Below are 14,187 nucleotides of genomic sequence, written 5' to 3' on the forward strand. Positions count from 1 at the left end.
CTTGAAAAATAAGGAATTATTATGAGTCTTAAAAATCTTGGCGATGTTTCCTACTTCCGCCTCAACAATGAAATTAACCGTCCTGTGAACGGACAAATTCCGCTCCACAAGGATAAGGAAGCTCTTCGTGCTTTTTTTAAAGAAAATGTCAAACCGAACTCTATGGTCTTCGATTCCATCACTGACAAGATTCAGTATTTGATCAACAACGATTATATTGAAGCGGAATTTATCAGCAAATACAAGCCTGAATTTATTGAAAAACTGTCGCGTGAAATCCATTCACATGACTTCCACTTCCAATCTTTCATGGCAGCCTACAAATTCTACCAACAATACGCGCTCAAAACCAACGATGGCGACGCTTATCTTGAAAGCATCGAAGACCGTGTCATGTTCAACGCCCTCTATTTCGCAGATGGTAATGAAGACTTGGCAACTGATTTGGCCGTAGAGATGATCAACCAACGCTATCAACCTGCGACTCCGTCTTTCCTCAATGCCGGACGTAGCCGCCGCGGTGAGTTGGTGTCCTGCTTCCTCATCCAGGTAACCGACGACATGAACTCTATCGGTCGTTCTATCAACTCAGCGCTGCAATTGTCCCGTATCGGTGGCGGTGTGGGCATCTCCCTGTCAAACTTGCGTGAAGCTGGGGCGCCTATTAAGGGATTTGCTGGTGCCGCTTCTGGTGTCGTGCCTGTCATGAAGCTTTTTGAGGACAGCTTCTCCTACTCCAACCAGCTTGGTCAACGTCAGGGGGCAGGCGTGGTATATCTGGATGTTTTCCACCCAGACATCATGGCCTTCTTATCAACTAAAAAGGAAAATGCTGACGAGAAAGTCCGTGTCAAAACTCTTTCTCTTGGGGTGACTGTTCCTAATAAATTCTATGAGCTGGCACGTAAGAATGAAGACATGTATCTTTTCAGCCCTTACTCTGTGGAAAAAGAATACGGTGTACCTTACAACTACGTCAACATCACTGAAAAATATGATGAGATGGTGGCCAATCCAAACATCACCAAAACAAAAATCAAGGCCCGCGATCTGGAAACTGAGATTTCTAAATTACAACAAGAGTCTGGGTATCCTTACATTGTCAATGTAGATACAGCCAACCGCGCTAACCCAATTGATGGCAAGGTTGTCATGTCCAACCTCTGTTCAGAAATTCTCCAAGTGCAAAAGCCTAGTTTGATCAACGATGCCCAAGAATTTGTGGAAATGGGAACAGATATTTCATGTAACTTGGGTTCAACCAACGTTGTCAACATGATGACCTCGCCTGACTTTGGCCGCTCAATCAAAGCCATGACGCGCGCCCTGACCTTTGTTACTGATTCATCAAACATTGACTCCGTGCCGTCTATCAAAAATGGTAACAGCCAGGCCCACACCTTTGGACTCGGTGCCATGGGACTTCACAGCTATCTGGCCAAGCATCACATTGAATACGGCAGTCCTGAGTCTATTGAGTTCACAGACATCTACTTCATGCTTGTGAACTACTGGACCCTAGTAGCTTCTAATGAGATTGCCCGCGAACGTCAAACGACTTTTGTTGGTTTTGACAAATCAAAATACGCTGATGGCACTTATTTTGACAAATATGTGACTGGTCAATTTGTACCAAAATCGGACCGTGTCAAGGAACTTTTTGAAGGCCACTTCATTCCGCAAGCGGAAGATTGGGAAGCGCTGCGTCAAGCTGTTATGACTGATGGTCTTTACCACCAAAATCGCCTTGCTGTGGCACCAAACGGTTCAATTTCTTACATCAACGATGTGTCTGCCTCAATCCACCCGATTACCCGTCGTATCGAAGAACGTCAAGAAAAGAAAATCGGTAAAATCTACTACCCCGCTGCTGGTCTGTCTACTGATACTATCCCTTACTACACGTCAGCCTACGATATGGATATGCGTAAGGTCATTGATGTTTATGCTGCCGCAACACAACACGTTGACCAAGGGCTTTCCCTAACACTCTTCCTGCGTAGCGAATTGCCAAAAGAGCTCTACGAATGGAAATCTGAAAGTAAGCAAACAACCCGTGACTTGTCTATCCTGCGCAACTACGCCTTCAATAAGGGCATCAAGTCCATCTACTACGTCCGCACCTTCACTGATGACGGTGAAGAAGTCGGATCTAATGAATGTGAGTCTTGCGTCATTTAATTGAACAGCCAAATATGGAGCTAAAGTTTCTAAACTTGATAGGCTACCATCGGATTATCTAACTAATTAAGACAGCAGCAACAGCTTTCAGGCTGAATACATTTTATCATCTTATAGTCACCTCATAGGAGAAACACATGACTACATACTACGAAGCAATAAACTGGAATGAAATTGAAGATGTGATTGACAAGTCAACTTGGGAAAAGTTGACCGAGCAATTCTGGCTAGATACCCGCATCCCTTTGTCAAATGACTTGGACGATTGGCGTAAGCTGTCAGAAGAGGAAAAGGATTTGGTGGGCAAGGTCTTTGGCGGCTTGACTCTGCTGGATACCATGCAGTCTCAATCAGGGGTTGAGGCCATCCGAGCTGATGTGCGTACCCCTCATGAAGAGGCCGTCCTCAACAACATCCAATTCATGGAGTCCGTCCACGCCAAGTCCTACTCCTCCATCTTTTCAACTCTCAATACCAAGAAAGAAATTGAAGACATTTTCGAGTGGACCAACAACAACGAATACCTGCAAAAGAAGGCCAAAATCATCAATGATATATATGAAAATGGCACAGCTTTGCAGAAGAAGGTGGCGTCAACGTATCTTGAAACCTTCCTTTTCTATTCTGGTTTCTTCACTCCCCTCTACTATCTCGGTAATAACAAGCTTGCCAACGTTGCCGAAATCATCAAACTAATTATTCGTGACGAGTCTGTTCACGGTACTTACATAGGTTACAAGTTTCAGCTTGGTTTCAATGAATTGACCGAAGAAGAGCAAAATGACTTCCGTGACTGGATGTATGATCTGCTCTACCAACTTTATGAAAACGAAGAGCTCTACACCAAAACTCTCTATGATGGTGTGGGCTGGACAGAAGAAGTTATGACCTTCCTTCGCTACAATGCCAACAAAGCCCTCATGAATCTGGGGCAAGACCCTCTCTTTCCTGATACAGCCAACGATGTCAATCCAATCGTCATGAACGGTATTTCAACAGGAACGTCTAATCACGATTTCTTTAGTCAGGTTGGAAATGGTTATCTCCTTGGTTCTGTTGAAGCCATGCAAGATGATGATTACAATTATGGTCTCTAATCTGAGCCAATTTTGAAAATGTGTGATAATTTTCAAAAAGCATGAAAACTAAGCTTGACAAGAAACTTTCTTTCATGCTAGACTATAAGCAATTAGATTCACAAAGGAGTGCCTCTGGCTGAGATCGCATTTGCGAAATCCTGATAACCTGATCTCGTTAGTACGAGCGTAGGGATTGTGACATGACCGTTTTAAACTTTGTTTTGAATATCATCGCACATATTATCAGAAAAATAAGCTCTTTTGTATCAAAGGAGCTTTTATTTATGTCATCAAAAAATTCTCAACTGTCTGCTTTAATTGAGACTGCACTTGTTGCTGCTTTTGCCATGGCCCTATCTTATATCCCAGATTTTGCAAGTTGGTTCACCCCTTCATTTGGTACCGTACCAGTCATTCTCTTTGCTTTACGTCGCGGTCCAAAATATGGGACACTGGCTGGTTTAATTTGGGGATTACTTCATTTCATTTTAGGTAAAGTTTGGTACTTAGCTTTATCACAAGTTATTATTGAATACATTATCGCCTTTATCTCAATCGGGTTAGCTGGTTTTCTATCTTCACCTTTTCAAAATGCGCTTTCTAAAGACAACAAAGGACGCGCTTTAGCTTACTCAACACTAGGTGCTACTTTAGCGGTTTTTGTTCGCTACTTCTGGCATTTCGTTGCAGGATTTATTTTCTGGGGAAGTTATGCGCCAAAAGGAATGTCGCCTTATTGGTATTCATTCACCGTTAACGGAACAGCTGGGCTGTTAACCTTGATTTTCGTTATTTTAGCGCTAGTTATCATTATTCCAATACAAGGCAAGCTTTTCTTAGTTAAGAAATAATTTTTCCTCTTTAAGCGTAACACTACAGAAGCTAAGGCAAATTGCCTTAGCTTTTGTCATTTCTTCAAATTAAATTTGTTTGGCCAGATTAATCATTTCAAGCACACCTTGTGCACATTCGCCACCTTTATTTCCTGCTTTAGAACCAGAACGTTCAATAGCTTGTTCGATATCTTCTGTCGTAATCACGCCAAACATGACTGGAATGTCGCTAGTGAGATTGATTTGACCAACTCCTTTAGCCACTTCATTACAAACAAGGTCATAGTGGCTAGTTGACCCACGAATAACACTACCAAGTGTGATGACACCGTCGTATTTTCCAGTCGCAACAATTTTTTTCGTCATGAATGGGATTTCAAAGGCACCCGGGACCCAGTAAACATCAATATCTTCTTCAGCCACTTCGTTACGAATCAAACCGTCCATAGCACCACCCAATAATTTTGAGGTGATAAATTCATTAAAGCGCGCAACGACAATAGCGATTTTGACATCTTTTCCGATAAATTTTCCTTCAAATGTTGTCATGATTTTTTCTCCTTAAACGATATGTAATAAATGATGAAATTTTTCTTGCTTGGTTTGTAAATAGGCACGGTTTTCTTGATGAGCTGGCATCTGCAAAGGCAAGCGTTCAATAATCTCAACGCCAGATTTTTCAAGCTGTTCTAACTTATCGGGATTGTTAGTCAAAAGCTTGATTTGTTTAATGTTCAAAAAGGACAAGATGTCTGCTGCAATCTGGTAATCACGCTCATCTGGTGCAAAACCAAGTTCAAGGTTGGCATCATAGGTATCCATACCTTCTTCTTGCAGTTGGTAAGCCTTGAGTTTGTTTTTGAGACCAATGCCACGTCCCTCTTGTCGAAGGTATAAAATGGCTCCGCGACCAACTTTGTCAATTTGGTTCATTGCTGCATGCAACTGCTCACCACAATCACAACGTAAAGAGCCAAAAACATCCCCCGTCAGGCATTCCGAATGCAAACGAACCAACAGTGGCTCATCAGACATCAAGTCACCTTTAGATAACACGAGGTGTTCCCGCTTTTTCTCATCTTCAAACAGACGAAGTTCAAAATCACCGTAAGCCGATGGCAACTTTACCTTTGGACTATCTTGAAAACTCATGTAACGCGCAATGTCACCTACTTCAATCATGGTCAAATGCCATTTCTCAGCATAAGCATGCAAATCAGCTTTTCGTGCCATGGTGCCATCATCTTTTAAAATCTCACAAATATATGCAGCTTCTGTGCTACCAGCCAAACGTGCTAAATCAAGACTGGCTTCTGTGTGCCCTCGACGTTGCAAAACACCACCATTTCGCCCCACCAAAGGAAACATATGCCCAGGTCGGTGAAAATCACTAGCTTTACTAGCCTTATCAGCCAATGCTTGAATGGTCTTAGCGCGGTCAAAGGCTGAAATACCTGTTGACGTCTCTTTATGGTCCACGCTGATAGTAAAGGCGGTGCCATGCGCATCCGTATTTTCTTCTGACATTGGAACAAGTTCCAAACGCTCAGCAATGCTTCTAGATACTGGCGCACAAATCAAACCACGCGCGTGCTTGGTCATAAAGTTCACATTGTCAGTACTAGCCAATTCGGCTAAACCGACCAAGTCTCCTTCTGCTTCGCGGTCATCATCATCAACCACCACAATTAATTTACCTGCTTTCAAATCTGCAAGTGCTTTTTCAACATCCTTAAACATTTATTGCCCTCCCATTTTTGCAACTTGTGCTTGCATGTATTTGGCTAAAATATCCGTTTCAATATTAACCTTGTCACCTTTTTTAAGCTGAGATAGGTTCGTTGCTTTAGCTGTGTGTGGAATCAAGGACACGCTAAATTGTCCTGACTTGACAGATACCACCGTCAAACTGACACCATTAACTGCGATTGATCCCTGCCCCACGATTTGTCCTGCCAGCTTTTGGGAAATAGCAAAGCTGAGCACGATTGCATTTTCATCGCTTTGTTTTTGAACAAGGGTTGCGACACTATCGACGTGACCTGTCACAAGGTGCCCCTCAAAACGCGAATTAGCAGCCATAGCCAGCTCAAGATTCACCAAATCACCGATACGACATTCTGAAAAAATAGTACGCTTAAAGGTCTCAGGCATAATATCCACCGTAAACGTATCACCTGCTTTAGCCACACAAGTCAGACAAACCCCATTGATTGCCATACTATCACCGATTTTGTAATCCGCTAACAATTGTCGTGAAGCTTTGCAAGTTAATTTGATACTGTGTTGCTGTTTGACGATACGGCTAATACGCCCTTGTTCTTGAATTAATCCTGTAAACATCATGACCTCCTTTTGGCTGACAAACGGACATTATTTCCAATTGTTTGAACAGAAAACTCCGCTAAGTCTTGTGTCTGATCAACCTGACGAGAACTTGATATCGCAGCTCTGCCATTGCCCCCAATAACCTTGGGAGTTACGTAAGAAATCATTTCATCCCAAAGACTACTCTCTAAGAAAGCATCATGAACTTGCGCTCCGCCCTCAACATAAACAGACTGAATCTTTTTCTCATAAAGTGCCTGCAAAATATTAGCAATCGAAAATTCCGGCAAATCAATCACCTTAACATGACTAGGTAAATCTGAAATCTTACGATTACTAAAAATAAATATTGGGGCCGAACCATCTGTAAAAATTTGTAACTCTCGTTTGTCAAAAATGCGCCCTGCTTCGTCCAAAATCACACGAACTGGCGGATACAGACTAGTTCCCATTCCCAATAACCGTGGATTATCAATCAAAACCGTGTCAGCACCAACCAAAATGGCTTGGTAGTTATCTCGCTCATCATGAACAAAACGATTGGTTTCATCATCGGTCAAGGCAGTTCGTTTGCCAAGCACCGCAATTTTTCCATCTAAGCTCACCGCCTGCTTCAAAACCACATAAGGACGTTGATGTTCATAATAAAAGTTATAATGCGGATTAAGTACTCGTGCTTCTTTTTCTAAAATACCAGCAATAACCTCAATCCCTTGGCTTTTTAAAAAGGCCAAACCTTTTCCAGCAACTAAGGGATTGGGGTCAAGCTGTCCAACAACGACCTTTTTAATGCCAGCTTCAACAATCGCCTGCGTACAAGGCGGCTGCTTCCCAGTATGATGACAAGGTTCCAGAGTCACATAAAGGGTTGAATTGGCTAGTTCTTCAGGGACTTTACAATGTAAAATCGCATTTTTCTCAGCATGTTCATGACCATACTGTAAATGCGCACCACGAGCAATCACACGATTATTTTTAACGATAATCGCACCAACCAAAGGATTGGTATAGGTCTGCCTAAAGCCATTTCTAGCTTCTGCAATTGCTTGTGCCATATAAGTTTCGTGCATATAAGCCTCCTTTCCAACAAAAAAATCCCAAGAAAAACAAGCTTAGCGACCTTAGCCAAAGCTATTTTCATCGGGATAATTCATTTTTTCCGTTGCTATCAAGCAACACCAAAAAACAATAATTGTAATCAAAAACCTCGTAGCAATACACTACGAGGCAATCAAAGACAACTAAAAAAGTATTTCAAAAAGCAAGAGACTCGCCCTTTGATACTCTATCAATTTCTTCTCCCATCCAGACTATACTGTCGGTTCTGGAATCACACCAGATCAGCTTACGCTCACGGACTTAGCTTTGCTCATTTGATTATCAAACAAAGTTGATTGATAATTTGCTTTTAGTCTAGGCGACACCTCGCAGACATAACTTGTGTTAGGCAAGAGGCGTCAACAACGAATAAAAGTAAGTAGCAATCATCGACAAAGAATCACCGTCGGTCGGGAATTTCACCCCTCCCCGAAGAAAACTATTCAATTCTTTCTTAGGTTAGCACGAATCGAGGGAGAAGTCAATAATAATTTTTTGTTATTTTCTGATTTTTGTTACAATTCATTAATCAAATCAATTAATTGTTTAGCGTGTTTTTGTGATTTTACAACCATCTCTTGTGCTTTGTCAGCGTCCTCGCGAAGTGAGTAAGAAACACCATGTGTGACAATGTGACCTGCATAATTTAACTGTGTTAATTTCGCTGTCAAACGAATTGGTGCCAAAAGGTCGTCAATCGTCGTGCCTGATTCTGCACTATAAGCCGCTTCTCCTGCTCCAGTTGTCAAAGAAGCCACCAGATGTTTTCCTTTCAAAGCATCACCAGTTGAACCATGTGAAAAGCCGTGAACAAAGACTTTTTCAATCCATTTATTAAGCAAAGACGGCGTCATATACCAGTACAATGGGTATTGGAAAATAATCACATCAGCCTTTCGCAATTTATCCTGCTCCGCTGCCACATCAATCTGATAATCAGGATACAAATCACTCAAAATGTCCAATTCCACCTCTGGCAAAGCTTTCTTCACTTCTTCCAAAATCGTTTTATTGGCTAAAGAATCATTTTTCAAATCGGGATGCCCTACAACAATTAAAATATTTTTTGACATATTTTTACCTCTCGTATTTTCAGAAAATTATATACATTTCCAAACAATTTGTCAACTGAAAAAGAAGTTGAGATAAACTTGCTCAACTTCCCCTAGCTTTTACGCAAAGACCTCTGCCAAAATGGCTACGCCTTGGTTGATTTCTTCCTTCGTCAAAGTCAATGGTGGCAAGAGACGAATGACATTTGTTCCTGCTGTCAAGACAATCAAGCCCTTATCACGTGCTTTTTCGACCAATTCGGCAAGATTTTCAGTCGTTTCAATCCCAATCATGTAACCAAGACCACGAACATCAGTCACTTTTGCATTGCCAGTCAAAACTTTCTTCAATTCAGCTTGCAAGTAATTTCCATTGTCAAACGCTTGTGGCAAGAAACCGTCAGCCAACATAATATCGAGTACGCTTGAGGCTGCTGACATAACAAGTTTATTACCACCAAAAGTTGATCCATGGCTACCGTAAGAGAAAGCAAAACCAAATTTTTCCTTGGCTAACATGGCACCAACTGGCACACCATTTCCCAGACCTTTTGCCAAAGTGAAAATATCAGGCTCAATACCATAATGTTCAAATGAGAACAGTTTCCCAGTACGTCCCATCCCAGTTTGCACCTCATCAACAATCAGCAAAATACCTGTTTCTTGGCAAAATGCGCTTAATGCCGCTACAAAATCTTTGCCAGCTGGACGAACACCTGATTCTCCTTGAACCAATTCCAACATAATAGCAGCAGTGTCATCGGTCACCAAGCTTTTCACGCTATCCAAATCATTATAAATCGCATAGCTAAAATGTGGCACTACATCACCAAAACCCTCCTTGATTTTGTCTTGCCCAGTTGCGGACATTGACCCAAAAGTACGGCCATGGAAAGAATTAACAAAAGTAATGATTTCTTGTTTACCAGTCGCCTTACGTGCAATTTTAATAGCCGCTTCGTTAGCTTCAGCACCGCTATTGGCAAAGAAAGCAAGATAATCTTTGTCACCAATCAATTTGCCAGCCACTTCTTCTTGCAAAGAATTAAGGTACAAGTTTGGCGTATGCCAGATTTCTCCAGCTTGTTTTTGTAAAGCAGCTTTTACTTCTGGGTGAAAACCAAGATTTGTCACACCAATTCCTGTTGAAAAATCCAGGTATTTCTTGCCATCTTGGTCAAAAAGGTAATTTCCTTCTGCCTTGACAAATTCAACGGCTGCGCGTTTATAATTTTGAAATAATTTTGTCATTGTTATCTTCCCTTTCATGCTAGATTTAGCAGATGATTGAAGTTCCTGTTGCCAGATTGTCGCCAATCAATACCTCACCAACACCTGCTAAAACGGTATTTACCGCTGATTCAATCTTAGGAATCATGCCTCCTGTGATAATTCCTTGCTCAATCTTATCTTGACATTCTGTCGAAGAAAGGCTATCAAGCACCGCTCCATTTTCCAAAACCCCTTTAACGTCCGTCATCAAGACTAATTTTTCAGCTCTGAGAGCAACGGCAACAGCTGTCGCAAGATAATCCGCATTAATATTTAGCATATCACCGTCTTTAGAATAGCCAATTGAGGCAAGGACAGGTAGCATTTGATTCGCCAACATTTTTTCCAAGATTTCCGTCTGAATCTGTGAAACATTGCCAACATAACCGTAAGTTTCTTTGTCTAAGAAATCAGCCTGAACGACTTTTTCAATATCAGACAAGAGTTGAATGCTATCAATAGACGACTGGTTAAGTTTTTTAACCAAATTTTCGCCAACGATATTTAACAAGGCATAGCTAACAAGCTTCATGTCAGATTGGCTTGTCACACGCAGACCGTTGATTTTCTTAACAGGCACGTGCTCTTCTTCCATTAATTTGTTAATCGCAAAGCCGCCACCATGAACGATAACCAACTGCTTGCCTGCTTCTTTCCAGTTTTTGATTTGATTAATAAAGTCTTGCGAAAGGTGCTGACTAGCAACACCTCCGATTTTAATCACAATAATATTTTCCATATGTTTCTTCTCTTTATGTGCGATAAAGGGCATTAATTTTCACGTAGTCGTATGACAAATCGCAGCCCCATGCCTTTCCTTGCGCTTCTCCTGCATGCAAATCAACAGTGATGGTAATTTCATCTTTATGCATAACATCTTGCATTTCTTCTGCCTCAAACTCAACTGGGCTTGATTTTAACATTACGGCAACGTCTCCCAAATAGATATCAATGTTATCAACGGGAACATCTACACCCGCATAGCCAACCGCTGCTAAAATACGTCCCCAGTTAGGATCCTCTCCAAAAATCGCTGTTTTAACAAGACTTGAACCAACGACACTTTTTGCCATCATACGGGCATCAAGGGCATTTGGGGCATTTGGGGCATTTTTGACATTGACTTCAATGAGTTTGCTTGCACCCTCACCGTCTTTGGCGATTTTCTTAGCCAATTCTTGCATGACGTAATTAAGCATGGCTGAGAATTTATCAAATTCGGGTGTATTTGGCAAAATTTCTTCGTTCAAAGTGCAACCATTTGACATGACAAGAACCATATCGTTTGTTGACGTATCACCATCAACTGTAATTTGATTAAATGTTGTTTCAACGTTTTGGCTTAGCGCAAGCTGCAAGGTTTCACTTGAAATATTCGCATCACAAGTGATAAAAGCAAGCATGGTTGCCATATTGGGGTGAATCATTCCTGAGCCCTTGGCAACACCAGCCATAGTCACCTCATCACGACCAAATTTTTCTGTGACAGCAACGGTTTTAACCATGGTATCTGTTGTTAAAATAGCTTTTGAAAAATCATCAGAATTTCCATTAACAACAAGCTTAGAAAGCCCCGTTTTAAGAGTATCCATTGGCAACAAATCACCAATAACACCCGTTGAAGCAATCCCAACCAAATCAGGTTCAACGCCTAATTTTTCAGCTGTCCATTTTTGCATAGTGTAGGCATCTTCCATTCCTTGCACGCCCGTACAAGAATTTGCCACTCCTGAATTAACAACGATTGCTTTCATCTTTTTCACTTTTTTAATGGAATTTCGTGTCACAATCAATGGCGCAGCAATGACTTTATTTGTCGTGTAAACACCTGCTACACTAGCGGGTACTTCTGAAACAATCCAACCAAAATCAAGTTTTCTTTTCTTAAATCCTGCATGCAAACCGTCTGCCGAAAAACCAAGAGGACTCGCAACATTTCCTTCAATCACTTTCATCTTCTTGTACCTGTAACACGTAAGGAACTCATACTTCCCAATAACCTTCTGTGCTACTTCCTTTCTATTTCTATAAATAATTTGGTGAAATCAACAAACCTTCTGTTTCGTTCCACCCATTCATCAAATTTAGATTTTGTACGGCTTGACCAGCAGCGCCTTTAATCAAATTATCGATAACAGATACGACCGTCAGCACATTTGTGACATCATTGTAAAGAAAACCAATATCTGTAAAGTTTGAACCGATAACATTGTGCAATTCTGGCAAATCATCTTGGATGCGAACAAAAGGTTTGTCCTTGTAAGCATCCTTGTAAATGGCGTATAATTCCGCTTCGCTCAATGGCTTTTTCAATTTAACATAAGAAGTCGCCATAATCCCACGGTTAACTGGCAACAATGACGTTGAAAACTGAATGTGGTGTAACTTCTTGCTAAATAATTGCAATTCTTGCACAATTTCAGGAATATGCTGATGACGGTTTAATTTGTAAGTCACGTAGTTATCATGCACATTGACAAAGTGACTTGATTCTGATAATGCTTTACCAGCACCCGTCAAACCACTTTTTGCATCAACGATGATTGAATCTTCTTCAGCCGCCCCAACTTTTAGCAATGGAATCAAGGCTAATTCCGTTGCTGTCGCATAGCAACCAGGGTTTGAAATGAATTTCTTACCCTTGACATCTGTAAATTCTGCCAAAGCATATGTAAATTTATTCAACACATCATCACTAGCTGGTGTTTTTTTATACCATTTTTCATAAGAATCAGCTGGCAAACGATGATCGCCTGACAAATCAATCACTGGGAAATCAGCTTCAACAAATGGTTGTGCTAATTGGCTAGCCACCCCACTTGGCGTCGCAAAGAAAATCAAATCCGATTTTGCCATGATTTCTTGAGCATTAAATGCCTCAATAACTAAGTCACAAACGCCAACAAGGTAAGGGTATAATTCTGACAATTGTCGGCCAATTTCCTTAGTTGCATGAATCGAAGCAATCGTAACATTTTTATGATTATTCAATAATTTAACTAATTCGAGACCACTATATCCAGTGATACCAACAATTGACACTTTCATAATATACACCCCTTGAATAAATATGTATTCAATTTTATAGTATATTTATTCATAAGTCAAGTGTTTTTTGCATAAAAAACAAAAAAAGCATAAATTTTCACTTATGCTTTCACTATTTTTCAAATAATTTCAGTTTGCTAATTCGCTCGACGGCTTCGATGAGGCGGTCTGGTTCGACGAGTAAACCGATTCTGACGTATCCGTCTCCTTGCTCTCCAAAACCTTTTCCTGGTGCGACAGCAACGTGGGCTTCATTTAATAGCAAATCCGCAAAGCTTTCGCTGCCATATCCTTCTGGCACGGGCATCCAAGCATAGAATGACCCTTTTGACTCAAAAGCATGCCAACCAATTTTTTCCGCTGCTTGAACAAAAGCATGGCGACGCTCGTCGTATTTCTGATTTAACCCCGCGATTGCTGCTTTTGCTTTTTCATCTAAAAGAGCTACTGCTCCCGCATCTTGAATAGCAGGGAAGATACTCACAAAAAGGTGGTCTTGTAGCAAATTAAGCGCTTCAATCAATTGTTCATTTCCTGCCGCAAATGCCAAGCGCCACCCCGCCATATTAAAGGTCTTAGAAAAAGTGTATAACTCAATGCCGACATCTTTAGCTCCAGGTGTTGACAAAAAGCTTGGATTCTCATAACCGTCTGCCCCTAAGGCAGCATAAGCAAAATCGCTAACCACCCCAACCTTGTATTTTTTAGCCCAAGCGACGAGTTCTTCGTAAAATGCTGCAGTTGCAACCGCACCTGTCGGATTATTAGGATAATTAACATAGATGAATTTCGCACGTTTAGCTACTTCTTCAGGAATAGCTTGCAAGTCTGGTAAGAAATTATTTTCAGCTTTTAATGGAAATGTCTCATAGTTGATTTTTCCAAGTGACACACTTGAGAGATAATCCGGATAACCTGGGTCTGGCAACAAGAGCAAGTCATCAGGATTCATTGTCGCCAGAGGAAATTCTACCAAGCCAATCTTTGCGCCACCAAGGACACAAATTTCCTTTTCGCTATCAAGGTTTACATGATAATTGTCCTTATAAAATTGACTGACTGCCGCTTTAAAATTAGCATTTCCACGAAATTGTGAGTATTTATGAGAAGCAGGATTTTTGGCTGATTCAACTAAAGCATCAACAATGTAATCATAAGTTGGCTGGTCTGGATTGCCCTGTCCAAGATTGATGACATCATAGCCTTCTGCCACTTTGGCATTAACTTTTGCGACAAGACTAGCAAAAAACTGTTCTGGCAATTCTTGTAAAATCTTCGATTGTGAAAACACCTTAA

The 14,187-nt window shown here is 41.1% G+C and carries 13 protein-coding genes and 2 riboswitches; of the genes, 3 read left to right on the forward strand and 10 right to left on the reverse strand.

What is annotated here, in order from left to right:
* Nucleotides 1-21: 21 nt before the first annotated feature.
* The 3 genes from nrdE (at nucleotide 22) to thiT (ending at nucleotide 4,111) form a co-directional block, all read left to right on the forward strand.
* Nucleotides 22-2,181 (forward strand): class 1b ribonucleoside-diphosphate reductase subunit alpha, encoded by a 2,160-nt coding sequence (gene nrdE / locus A3GS_RS11405; RefSeq protein ID WP_018363925.1) that lies wholly within the window; start codon nucleotides 22-24, stop codon nucleotides 2,179-2,181.
* Between the two features lie 137 nt (nucleotides 2,182-2,318).
* On the forward strand, nucleotides 2,319-3,278 hold the full coding sequence (gene nrdF, locus A3GS_RS0102930; RefSeq protein ID WP_018363926.1) for a class 1b ribonucleoside-diphosphate reductase subunit beta: 960 nt from the start codon (nucleotides 2,319-2,321) through the stop codon (nucleotides 3,276-3,278).
* A 94-nt stretch (nucleotides 3,279-3,372) separates the two neighbouring features.
* Nucleotides 3,373-3,470: riboswitch (TPP riboswitch) on the forward strand.
* A gap of 74 nt (nucleotides 3,471-3,544) precedes the next feature.
* Complete coding sequence (gene thiT / locus A3GS_RS0102935; protein WP_018363927.1) at nucleotides 3,545-4,111, forward strand: energy-coupled thiamine transporter ThiT; 567 nt, start codon at nucleotides 3,545-3,547, stop codon at nucleotides 4,109-4,111.
* A 69-nt stretch (nucleotides 4,112-4,180) separates the two neighbouring features.
* On the opposite strand, the gene ribH is transcribed toward thiT, so the two are convergent.
* The 10 genes from ribH to A3GS_RS0102985 form a co-directional block, all read right to left on the reverse strand.
* On the reverse strand, nucleotides 4,181-4,642 hold the full coding sequence (gene ribH / locus A3GS_RS0102940) for a 6,7-dimethyl-8-ribityllumazine synthase (RefSeq protein ID WP_018363928.1): 462 nt from the start codon (nucleotides 4,640-4,642) through the stop codon (nucleotides 4,181-4,183).
* A gap of 12 nt (nucleotides 4,643-4,654) precedes the next feature.
* Complete coding sequence (locus tag A3GS_RS0102945) at nucleotides 4,655-5,833, reverse strand: bifunctional 3,4-dihydroxy-2-butanone-4-phosphate synthase/GTP cyclohydrolase II (protein WP_018363929.1); 1,179 nt, start codon at nucleotides 5,831-5,833, stop codon at nucleotides 4,655-4,657.
* Nucleotides 5,834-6,436, reverse strand: a complete 603-nt coding sequence (locus A3GS_RS0102950; RefSeq protein WP_018363930.1) for a riboflavin synthase — start codon at nucleotides 6,434-6,436, stop codon at nucleotides 5,834-5,836.
* Nucleotides 6,436-7,491: a bifunctional diaminohydroxyphosphoribosylaminopyrimidine deaminase/5-amino-6-(5-phosphoribosylamino)uracil reductase RibD gene (gene ribD, locus A3GS_RS0102955; protein ID WP_018363931.1), complete on the reverse strand. Its 1,056-nt coding sequence runs from the start codon at nucleotides 7,489-7,491 to the stop codon at nucleotides 6,436-6,438. The genes A3GS_RS0102950 and ribD overlap by 1 nt, the downstream gene beginning before the upstream one ends.
* Before the next feature lie 219 nt (nucleotides 7,492-7,710).
* A riboswitch (FMN riboswitch) is annotated at nucleotides 7,711-7,960 on the reverse strand.
* Nucleotides 7,961-8,034: 74 nt separating this feature from the next.
* Entirely contained in the window at nucleotides 8,035-8,592 is a 558-nt protein-coding gene (locus A3GS_RS0102960) for an NAD(P)H-dependent oxidoreductase (protein WP_018363932.1), read from the reverse strand.
* A gap of 99 nt (nucleotides 8,593-8,691) precedes the next feature.
* Nucleotides 8,692-9,822 (reverse strand): acetylornithine transaminase, encoded by a 1,131-nt coding sequence (locus A3GS_RS0102965; RefSeq protein ID WP_018363933.1) that lies wholly within the window; start codon nucleotides 9,820-9,822, stop codon nucleotides 8,692-8,694.
* A gap of 25 nt (nucleotides 9,823-9,847) precedes the next feature.
* A complete protein-coding gene (gene argB, locus A3GS_RS0102970) occupies nucleotides 9,848-10,582 on the reverse strand; it encodes an acetylglutamate kinase (protein ID WP_018363934.1) in 735 nt (244 codons plus the stop codon).
* A gap of 13 nt (nucleotides 10,583-10,595) precedes the next feature.
* A complete protein-coding gene (argJ, locus tag A3GS_RS0102975; protein ID WP_018363935.1) occupies nucleotides 10,596-11,798 on the reverse strand; it encodes a bifunctional ornithine acetyltransferase/N-acetylglutamate synthase in 1,203 nt (400 codons plus the stop codon).
* A 70-nt stretch (nucleotides 11,799-11,868) separates the two neighbouring features.
* Entirely contained in the window at nucleotides 11,869-12,891 is a 1,023-nt protein-coding gene (argC, locus tag A3GS_RS0102980; protein WP_018363936.1) for an N-acetyl-gamma-glutamyl-phosphate reductase, read from the reverse strand.
* Nucleotides 12,892-13,003: 112 nt separating this feature from the next.
* Nucleotides 13,004-14,182 carry a pyridoxal phosphate-dependent aminotransferase gene (locus A3GS_RS0102985; protein ID WP_018363937.1) on the reverse strand — a complete coding sequence of 393 codons (1,179 nt, stop codon included), beginning with the start codon at nucleotides 14,180-14,182 and terminating at the stop codon, nucleotides 13,004-13,006.
* Between the last annotated feature and the right edge of the window lie 5 nt (nucleotides 14,183-14,187).

The organism is Streptococcus caballi DSM 19004 (assembly GCF_000379985.1).
GTDB classification, from domain to species: domain Bacteria; phylum Bacillota; class Bacilli; order Lactobacillales; family Streptococcaceae; genus Streptococcus; species Streptococcus caballi.

What these genes read in the sequence shown, in the direction of transcription:
- nrdE (WP_018363925.1), top strand. Translation starts at nt 22, where the DNA reads ATGAGTCTTAAAAATCTTGGCGATGTTTCCTACTTCCGCCTCAACAAT.
- nrdF (WP_018363926.1), top strand. Translation starts at nt 2,319, where the DNA reads ATGACTACATACTACGAAGCAATAAACTGGAATGAAATTGAAGATGTG.
- thiT (WP_018363927.1), top strand. Translation starts at nt 3,545, where the DNA reads ATGTCATCAAAAAATTCTCAACTGTCTGCTTTAATTGAGACTGCACTT.
- ribH (WP_018363928.1), bottom strand. Translation starts at nt 4,642, where the DNA reads ATGACAACATTTGAAGGAAAATTTATCGGAAAAGATGTCAAAATCGCT.
- A3GS_RS0102945 (WP_018363929.1), bottom strand. Translation starts at nt 5,833, where the DNA reads ATGTTTAAGGATGTTGAAAAAGCACTTGCAGATTTGAAAGCAGGTAAA.
- A3GS_RS0102950 (WP_018363930.1), bottom strand. Translation starts at nt 6,436, where the DNA reads ATGTTTACAGGATTAATTCAAGAACAAGGGCGTATTAGCCGTATCGTC.
- ribD (WP_018363931.1), bottom strand. Translation starts at nt 7,491, where the DNA reads ATGCACGAAACTTATATGGCACAAGCAATTGCAGAAGCTAGAAATGGC.
- A3GS_RS0102960 (WP_018363932.1), bottom strand. Translation starts at nt 8,592, where the DNA reads ATGTCAAAAAATATTTTAATTGTTGTAGGGCATCCCGATTTGAAAAAT.
- A3GS_RS0102965 (WP_018363933.1), bottom strand. Translation starts at nt 9,822, where the DNA reads ATGACAAAATTATTTCAAAATTATAAACGCGCAGCCGTTGAATTTGTC.
- argB (WP_018363934.1), bottom strand. Translation starts at nt 10,582, where the DNA reads ATGGAAAATATTATTGTGATTAAAATCGGAGGTGTTGCTAGTCAGCAC.
- argJ (WP_018363935.1), bottom strand. Translation starts at nt 11,798, where the DNA reads ATGAAAGTGATTGAAGGAAATGTTGCGAGTCCTCTTGGTTTTTCGGCA.
- argC (WP_018363936.1), bottom strand. Translation starts at nt 12,891, where the DNA reads ATGAAAGTGTCAATTGTTGGTATCACTGGATATAGTGGTCTCGAATTA.